This window comes from Amycolatopsis anabasis, assembly GCF_009765355.1.
Taxonomy (GTDB): domain Bacteria; phylum Actinomycetota; class Actinomycetes; order Mycobacteriales; family Pseudonocardiaceae; genus Amycolatopsis; species Amycolatopsis anabasis.
This window is the reverse complement of sequence record NZ_VTHK01000054.1, coordinates 47,408-56,384: the sequence shown is the minus strand read 5'-3', so window position 1 is coordinate 56,384 and position 8,977 is coordinate 47,408. Positions and strand designations below refer to the sequence as shown.

At 71.7% G+C, this 8,977-nt stretch carries 6 protein-coding genes; 3 read left to right on the top strand and 3 right to left on the bottom strand.

The genetic code is table 11. The features are described 5' to 3' along the window. Positions 1–83 precede the first annotated feature (83 nt). A complete protein-coding gene (locus FXO23_RS41115; protein WP_246258329.1) occupies positions 84–1,316 on the bottom strand; it encodes an HAD family hydrolase in 1,233 nt (410 codons plus the stop codon). Positions 1,317–1,419: 103 nt separating this feature from the next. Then, positions 1,420–2,253, bottom strand: a complete 834-nt coding sequence (locus FXO23_RS41110; protein WP_158892649.1) for a nitroreductase/quinone reductase family protein — start codon at positions 2,251–2,253, stop codon at positions 1,420–1,422. A 539-nt stretch (positions 2,254–2,792) separates the two neighbouring features. Between FXO23_RS41110 and FXO23_RS41105 the strand changes: the two genes are divergently transcribed. The 3 genes from FXO23_RS41105 to FXO23_RS41095 are packed head-to-tail and all read left to right on the top strand — an operon-like array spanning position 2,793 to position 5,718. Beyond that, the gene (locus FXO23_RS41105) at positions 2,793–3,911 is read left to right on the top strand and encodes a serine hydrolase domain-containing protein (RefSeq protein WP_158892647.1); all 1,119 of its coding nucleotides are present in this window, start codon (positions 2,793–2,795) and stop codon (positions 3,909–3,911) included. Between the two features lie 18 nt (positions 3,912–3,929). Continuing rightward, positions 3,930–5,426, top strand: a complete 1,497-nt coding sequence (locus FXO23_RS41100; RefSeq protein ID WP_158892645.1) for an alpha/beta hydrolase — start codon at positions 3,930–3,932, stop codon at positions 5,424–5,426. A gap of 49 nt (positions 5,427–5,475) precedes the next feature. Next, positions 5,476–5,718 carry a hypothetical protein gene (locus FXO23_RS41095; protein ID WP_158892643.1) on the top strand — a complete coding sequence of 81 codons (243 nt, stop codon included), beginning with the start codon at positions 5,476–5,478 and terminating at the stop codon, positions 5,716–5,718. 9 nt (positions 5,719–5,727) lie between these two features. Here the strand turns inward: FXO23_RS41095 and FXO23_RS41090 are convergent, their stop codons facing one another. Next, positions 5,728–8,958, bottom strand: a complete 3,231-nt coding sequence (locus tag FXO23_RS41090) for an AfsR/SARP family transcriptional regulator (protein WP_158892641.1) — start codon at positions 8,956–8,958, stop codon at positions 5,728–5,730. Positions 8,959–8,977: the final 19 nt, after the last annotated feature.

Below are 8,977 nucleotides of genomic sequence, written 5' to 3'. Positions count from 1 at the left end.
ACCCACCGGCAGCACATACACCAGCCAACCCGAACCACTCCACGAACCCCGCACATAGACGTCGGCGCGTGCAAAGCTGCCAGTCAGCCGTGGATGGTGTCCCGCTGGTCGGGGATTGTCGAACCGTCGGCCCGGCGGACCGGGGCGGTGGAGCCGTCCGGGTTCTCGTATCCGGTGGTCGAGCACGGGTAGGCGCGGGCCAGCGCGGGCAGCGGTTCGATGAACATCGGGTTGATCGCCCATTTGCCGTCGGCGTTGTCGTAGGCGCGGCACATCAGTTCGTCCTTGTTGCGGTTCAACGCGATCCGCACGCCCGTTGCGTCGGAGAGCATCGTGACGTCGGTGGTCGCGTCGCCGCCGGCCAGGGCCTGGCGCCGGGGTTCCGGTGCCGGATCGAGTTGCGCTTTGCCGTCGATGCCGAGGATGGTCTTGTTGATGAAGCACCGCTTGCCGTCGATGTAGGGCATGATCGCGTCCGCGCCGTCGGGGATGCCGCCGCAGCCTTCCAGGTGACCGTTGATCCGGCCGTTCGTGGTCAGCGAGCCGATGCCGATGGTCCGGCTCGGCGGAATGCCGACGCCCGCGCTCCACACGTCCGCGGTCTCCTTCGGGGACGCGGACACGACCCAGGTTTCGAACCCGGCCCGGTTCAGGGTGGCGATGAGGTCCTTGATCTCCGGGTAGTAGCGGATCCACGCGACCTCGGTGTGGGAGCCGACGCGCTGGGTCGCGCCGATCGGGGCGCTCAAGGCCTCGGCACGTGCCCGGCGGGCGATCGCGCGGACCTCCGATGGCCGGTAACCCGCGTTGATCTGGGCGACCCACGCATAACCGGCCTGCATCTGGCGGTGGTTGTGCGTGCCGTCGAAGACCTCGGCGCCGCCGGTGGTCTTGCCGTCCTTGCGGACGGACAGGATCTCGTCGGCGCAGGCGGTGTTCGTGCTCGTGGACAGCGGCCGGCCGGGTGGCGTCGTGGTACCGCACGCCTTCCGCAGCGCGTCGGCGCCCGCCTCGGTCAGGTAGCGGCTGGTGTTGCGCCAATCCGCGTCCTTGGGCTGCAGGACCTTGTCGTGGCGGAGCATCCAGAAGACGGTCTGATCGGAGATGTCGTTCTTGATGACCGTGTTGTCCCAGTCGAACACCGCGACCGGACGCGGCCCCCGCGGCTTGCCGCAGCGCCCGCGCTCGTCGATGACCCGCTGGATCTTCGCGGCGTTGCCGCCGTACCAGTGATCGGCCAGCCGGAGCTGCGGGCAGTACGCGGAAGCCGGGGCGGCGGCCGCGCTCGGTGCGGTGGTGGCCGTCGCGACGGCCACCAGGGCCAGCAGGATCGCCGTGACGGTCCGACGTGTGTTCGATATGAGGGCACAGCCTACGCCACTGTCGATCAAGGTTCGGACCACCGCGCGACCCCATCGCTCAGCCGGGCGCGTCGAGGAGGGGGATCAGCTGTTCCTCCTCGTAGGTCAGGTGGCCTTCCAATTCCTCGGTGAGCCGCTCGAACTCGGGCAGCACTTCCAGGGGGTCGCCGCGTTCGGCGGAGATGACCCGCTGCAGTTCGGCGAGCAGGTCCGCGATCTTCTCGTGTTCCCGGCGCAGCCGGTCCAGAACGGGGCCGAGTTCGGGGAACCGGTCGGCGAGGAACGGGAAGAGGCCGGTGTCCTCACCGGTGTGGTGGTTGTGCAGGCCCTGGCACAAGGTCAGGCAGTTCACCCGGAGCTGGGCGCCCAGGCCGGGTCCGGATTCCACGATCTCCTTGCGGATCAGGGCGAGTTCCCGCCGGAACGCGTCGTGCACCAGTTTGAGGGCCGCGCCGAACGAGGAAGCGTTCGGCGGCCCGCCCGCGACCTGCTTCAGGGCGACCACCGGAATGACGCGCGTGGTCTTGGCCTGGTAGTCGGCCCACCCGGGATCGGCCTCGGCCGCGCGGGCAAAGGCGCGGTCACGTTCGGCGCCCGCCAGGACGACGGCTTCCGCCTCGTACGTGAAGACACCGTCCTCGACCTTGACGCGGGGATGGGCCACCAGGTTGTGGAACCAGTCCGGATTCTTCGGCCCCCCACCGGCCGAAGCGATGACCAGGACCTGTTCTCCTCCGTCGGGCAGGAAGCCGAGCGGGGTCGTGTGCTCGGCGCCGGACCGCGCGCCGGTGGTGGTCAACAGGAGCAGCCGGCCTCCCTCGAACGGGCCGCCGACCCGCCCGGCGTTGGCGCGGAACTCGTCAATGATCTGCTGGTTGAAATCGATGGGCATTCTTTGTTTACTCCTCCAAGATCGTAAAGCCCGCGAACGGTTAACGTGCAGGATGAAATCACCACACGACGAATTCGACGGTGGTGCGGAAAAATGGGAATGGCGCGCCGGAAGAACGGCCGGAACGACGACTCAACGGCCGTACCGGCGCGGAAATGGCTCGCGAAAGCGGCGGCGGTCGACACCGCCGAACACAGGAATCATCACGTGGAACACGCGGATACAAGAAAGGCGGGCCTCGCACCCGCCCGGCGCTCACGCCGTGGCCGGGTGACTCTCTCGCTCTTGGCCCATGGCCGACCCGGCAGTCACGGAAATGACCTTATAGCCGCGAACGCGCCGAGGCAATACCGGTTTCCGGAACGTGCTGCCGGGCACCGCGAGGTGGGTGTAGCCAGCTCCACCGCGGCCGGGGTAGCCAGCGCGATGCTTGGTCGTGGTGTTCGGGCCGTGGTGCGGGCACGTCCGGACTTCTAACGTCGAAAACACCGGCGGCCACTCGGTGGACCGCCGGCACACAGGGAGGGAATCCGTTGCGAATGAGGACAATGCCGCGGGCGGCGATCGGGGCGGTGCTCGTCGTGGCACTCGCCGGACCGGTCCCGGCCGCCGCGGCCGACCACGCGGACCGGCGGGACGTTCAGCGGGCGCTGGACCGGATCGTCGAAGCGGACGGGCTGCCCGGCGCGCAAGCCGTGCTCACCTGGCGGGGGCGCAGCTGGGAAATCACCAGCGGGGTGGGTGATCTGCGCACCGGGCGGCCGTTCCCGCCGGAGTCCCGGGTGCGGATCGGCAGCAATACCAAGCCGTTCGTCGCGACGGTCGTCCTGCAGCTGGTCGCCGAGCGCCGGGTCGACCTGGACGCGCCCATCGAGCGTTACCTGCCCGGGGTGGTCCGGGGCAACGGCAACGACGGCAGCCGGATCTCGGTCCGGCAGTTGCTGCAGCACACCAGCGGCCTGCACGACTACGTGGCGGTGCTGCATCCGGATCCGGAGGCGTGGCGCTGGCGGCACTTCGAACCGGCGGAACTGGTGCGGCTCGCGCTGGCCCACCCGCCGCATTTCGAACCCGGCGCGAAGTGGGAGTACTCCAACACCAACTACCAGCTCGCCGGAATGCTGATCGAGAAGCTGACCGGCAACCCCGTCGGCGCGGAGATCACCCGGCGCGTCATCCGGCCGCTGGGGCTGCGGGCGACCTACTACCCCCATCCCCGGGAACTCGGCATTCGCGGCCCGCATCCTCGCGGCTACGCCGAAATCGACGGCCGCCGCGTCGATTTCACGCTGATGGACCCGTCCTGGGCGGGCGCGGCGGGCGCGATGGTCGCCAGCGGGGCCGAGCTGAACCGGTTCTTCACCGCGTTGCTCGCCGGTCGGCTGCTGCCCGCGGCCCAACTGGCGGAAATGAAACGGACCGTGCCCGCCGACGTGCCCATCGCGGGCGCGCGCTACGGCCTCGGCCTGATCGACATCCCGCTGTCCTGCGGGGGCCGGTTCTGGGGGCACGGCGGCAGCATCGACGGTTTCCGCACCCGGGGCGGGGTCACCGCCGACGGGCGCGCGGTGAACGTCGCGGTCAACCAGCTGCCCACCACCGAACAGGGCGACACCGACGTGATGCGGGCCGTGGACACGGCCCTCTGTCCACAGTAGACAAAAAGGGAGCAGGAAATGCGAAGAACGACGACCGCACTCGCCGCCCTGGCGACCGGCGCCGGGCTGCTGGCCGGAACCGGCCTGGCCACCGCGGAACCGGCGGACCGCGGCGGCCTGGACCGCTTCTACCACCAGCGGCTGGACTGGAAAGCTTGCGGGGACGCGAAACTCGACCAGGCCGGTGCCCAATGCACCGAGGTCAATGTGCCGCTGGACTACACCCGGCCGCGGGGGCGCACCATCACCGTGGCCATCTCCCGGCTGCGGGCCACCGACACCGCCCACCGGCGCGGGATCATGCTGTCCAACCCGGGCGGGCCGGGTGGCCCCGGGCTCGACATGATGGTGGACGTCCGGTCGACGATGACCCCCGAGGTGGCGTCCCGGTACGACCTGATCGGCATGGATCCCCGGGGAATCGGCCGCAGCGCGCCGATCGACTGCGGCTGGCCGATCGGCACCATGCTGATGTCACCGGGTCTGGACCGCCCGGCGTTCGACCGGACCGCCGGGGTGCAGGCCGACCTGGCCCGGCGGTGCGCGGCCCGGCACGGCGAGGTCCTCCCCCACATCTCCACCCGCAACACCGCGCGGGACATGGACGTCATCCGCGGCGCGCTCGGTGAACGGCGGATCTCCTATTTCGGCTGGTCCTACGGCACCTATCTGGGGTCGGTGTTCACCCAGCTGTTCCCCCGGCGCACCGACCGGTTCGTCCTGGACAGCGCGGTCGACCCGGCCGGGTACATGACCGGTTCGATCCGGAACATGGGCCGCCCCAACGAGGAAGCCCTGGACGACTGGGCGGAGTGGACCGCGCGGCGCGACGCCGAGTACCACCTCGGAACGAGCGGGGCGCAGGTCCGGGCGCTGGTCGAAGGGGTGATCCGGCAGGCCGCGAAGTCGCCGCTCCAGATCGCGGACTACCGCCTCGACGAGCACTTCGCCCCGATGCTGCTGTTCGCCTCCCTGGACGATCCGCGCAACAAGGCCCGGCTCGCCGCCACCGTGCGGCAGCTCGCCGACGCCGCGGCGGGCAAACCGGTCCAACCCGGCCCCGACCTCGAGGCGGGGTTGCGCATGATCTACCGCGGGCAACCGCAGCTGTCGGGGCAGGCGGCGGTCATCTGCGGTGACGCCGCGGTGCCGCGGGATCCGGAGTGGTACTGGCGCAACATCCAGCGCAGCCGGGCGGCCCAGCCGGTGTTCGGCCCGTTCGCGAACAACATCACGGGCTGCGCCTTCTGGGCACCGCCCCGGGAGGAGAAGACGGTGGTGCGCAACGACGTTCCCGCGCTCATCGTCCAGGCCACCGGGGACACCCGCACGGCCTACTCCGAAGGCGTCGCACTGCACCGCGCCATGACCGGTTCGCGCCTGGTGACCCTCCAGGACGTCCGGGTGCACGCCGTGTTCGCGCACTATCCGAACCGGTGCGTGGAGAACGCGGTGAACACCTACTTCCGCGACGGCACCCTGCCGGGCACGGACACCACCTGCCGCGAGAACTGATCCCCGGCGGAGGATACGATCGTACGGCTACCTAGGGACGGAGTAGCTAGTGGCGCAGGACGGCAAGAACCGGACGATCGACGGCGCGCAGGGGGTGTTCGCGCTGATCGGCATCACCGTGGGCGCGATCCCGCTGGTGCGCTGGATGGTGGACGGTCAGCACGGCGGGCTCTTCCGCTGGCTCTTCGGCACCCACTCGGGTTCGATGGGTTACGTGCTGCCGATCGTGGTGATCGTCGTGGCGATCGCGTTCATCGGCGCCTTGGAGATCGTGAAGAAGCGGCGAGCCTGAGCCCGGGCCTCACGGGCCGACCAGGGCCCGGGCTTCCTCCGGGGTGAGCCGCTCCCCCTGCTCGAATTCGGCGGCGAAATCCGCCACCCCCAAGGCTTTCCGCAGGACCGCCTCGATCCTGGCGACGTCACCGCGTTCGGCTTCCGGGAGCGGAGCGCCGACCGAGGCACGGGACGCGGCCGCGGCGCCCAGCAGCCGCGCCGCGTTTCCGTGCGCACCGGCCAACGCGGTGGCCCCGGCCAGCCCTTCCAGCGCCAGCGCGATCGCCCGGGGATCGCCGATCCGGCGGGCGATCTCGAATCCGTCGAGCTGGAGTTTCCGCGCGGACTCGGCGTCACCGCGCTGTTCGGCGAGGAAACCGAGTTCGGCGAGGATCAGCGTGTTGCCCGGTTCGAACTCGACCTGGCGATTCCACCGGAGCACGGTCCGCAGGTGCTTCTCCGCGAGATCGAACCGTCCCTCGCGGCGCGCGCCCAGCGCGAGGCCGGTCTCCGCGTACATCTCGCCGGGGGCGAAACCCTGTTCGGCCGCCAGCTTCGCCGCACGCTCGTGCAGTTCCCGGGCGCGGTCGAAGTCCCGGGTGAGCAGGGCCACCCGGCCGAGCCAGGACAGCTGGTAGGAAACCTCCGGCCACAACCCCAGTTCCTCGGCCATGCCCAGCCCTTCGGTGTGCCGGCGTTCGGCCGCGGAGTAGTCGCCGGTGACCTCGGCGAGCGTGCCGAGGATGAACGACACCTGCACCCGGCCCCACCGGTCACCCAGTTCGGCGAACATCTCGTCGCTGCGCCGCGCGTCCCGGGCACCGGCCGCGAACTCGCCGCGGATCACCGCCTGGTTCGCCCGATCGGCGAGCGCGGCGGCCACGCCCCAGCGGTCGCCCAGCGCGGCGAACTCGGCGAGTTCCGCATCCACCGCGGCGCGCAGCGCGGCCAGATCGCCGAGCGTGGCCAGGGCGTAGTTGAGGAACCAGCGCGCCCGGGCGCGCTCCCCCGGATCGCCGATCTCCCGCCATCCGTCGCGATTCCGATCCGCGGTGTCCTTGCCCAGCAGGGCGAACGCGGACCGCCAGCTCGCGGCCTTCGCCCGGGCGTCGGGCGGCGCGTCGCCCGGTACCGCCAGCGCGTCCGCCAGCGCGCAGTCGGCCTCGCTCAACCGGCCGCGCAGGAACCAGTACCACAGCAGGCCGTTGACCAGCCGCAGCGCGGTTCCCGCCGCGGGGCGCCGCAGCGCGAACTCCAGCGCCGCCCGCAGGTTCGGGGCCTCGGCGTCCAGCCGCAGCAGCCAGCGCCGCTGCTCGTGCCCGCGCAGCAGGGGATCCGCCCGTTCGGCGAGGGCGACGTAGTACTCCGCGTGCCGTTCCCGCACCGCGTTTTCCTCGCCGGCCTCGGCCATCCGCTCCAGGCAGTACGCGGCGACGGATTCGAGCAGCCGGTACCGCGGTTCGCCGGTCGCCCGGTCCGCGGTCATCACCACCAGCGAACGATCCACCAGGCGGGCCAGCAGGTCGAGCACCGCCGACCGGTCCACCCCCTCCCCCGCGCACACCGACTCCGCCGCGTCGAGCGTGCACCCGTCGAGGTGGACCGCGAGCCGGCGCAGCACCGCGCGTTCCGCCCCGGTCAGCAGTTCCCAGCTCCAGTCGATCATGGCGCGCAAGGTCTGCTGCCGCGCCGGAACGCCCCGGCGCCCGGATCCCAGCAACGCGAACCGATCGTCCAATCTGGACAGCAACTCCGGCACGCCGAGCGCGCGCACCCGGGTGGCGGCGAGTTCGAGCGCCAGCGGGATGCCATCGAGGCGGCGGCAGATCGCGGCGACCGCCGCCGCGTTGTCCCGGTCCACCCGGAACCCCGGCGCCGCCGCGGCGGCGCGGGCCGCGAACAGGCGCACCGCCCCCGCCTCGCGCACGGCGTCCGGATCGGCTTCCGCGGCGCGCGCGGGCAGATCGAGCGGTGGCACCGGGAACAACGCCTCGCCGGGCAGGCCGAGCGCCTCCTGGCTGGTGGCCAGGATCCGCAGCCCCTCGACGCCGCTCAGCAACCGGTCGGCGAGTTCGGCGACGGCGGTGACCACGTGCTCGCAGTTGTCCAGGACGAGCAGCATCCGCTTGCCGCGCAAGGAACTGGTCAGCCGGTCACCGGGGTCGACCGGCGTACCCGGTGGCAACGGTCCGGGGGCCGTGTCCTCGCGGATGTCCAGGACCGCCAGCACGGTCTGCGCGAGTGCCCGGGCGAGGTCGGCCGCGCCGGATTTGCCGACCCCGGCGAGTTCGACCAGCCACACCCCGTCCGGGTACGCCTCGAGGAGTTGCCGTGCGGATTCCACGGCCAGCCTGGTCTTCCCCACCCCGCCCGGTCCGGACAGGGTGACCAGCCGATTCGCCGCCAGCCGGGCGCGGACCTCGCGGACGCCTTCGGCGCGGCCGACGAGTTCGGTCAGCGGCGCGGGCAGGTTGTGCCGGTTCCGCGCGGAACGCGGTTCGGCGGTGGCGTCCAGCGCCGGGTCCTGGACGAGGATCGCCTGCTGCAACGCGGTCAGCTCCGGCCCGGGATCCAGGCCCAGCTCGGCGGACAGTCGCGCGCGGAGTTCGCCGAGGCTGGCCAGGGCCTCGCTCTGCCGTCCGGACCGGTAGAGCGCCCGCACGTACACCGCCCGCAGCCGCTCCCGCAACGGATGCCGGGCGACCAGTTCGCCCAGTTCCCCGGCGAGCGCCGCGTGCTCGCCGAGCTCGAGCCGCGCCTGGGCCCATTCCTCCTGCGCGGCGAGATGTTCCTCCGCCAGCCGCTGGATGGCGGCGGCCGCGAACGGGTCGTCGGCGAAATCCGCGAACGCCGGGCCCCGCCACAACGCGAGCGCGTCGGCCAGCAGCGCCGATCGGGCCGCCGGGTCCGCGGTCTGCCGCGCCCGGGTGGTCAGCGCGCGGAACCGGTCCGCGTCCACCGCGTCCGCCTCGATCCGCAGCGCGTACCCCGCCGCCTCGCGGGTCACCAGTTCCCGCCCGCCCGGTTCGGCGGCCTCGAACGCGCGGCGCAACTGGGACACCTTGGTCTGCAGGGTGTTCGCCGGATTGCCGGGCAGCCGCTCGCCCCACAGGTCGGCGGCCAGCCGATCCGCCGAGACCGGCCGACCCTCGTGCACCAGCAGATCGGCGAGCAGGGCGCGCACCTTCGCCTCGGGGACCCGCACCGGGCTCCCGTCCGCCGTCCACACCACGAGCGGACCGAGCACACCGAAACGCACGGACACACCCTAACCAGGG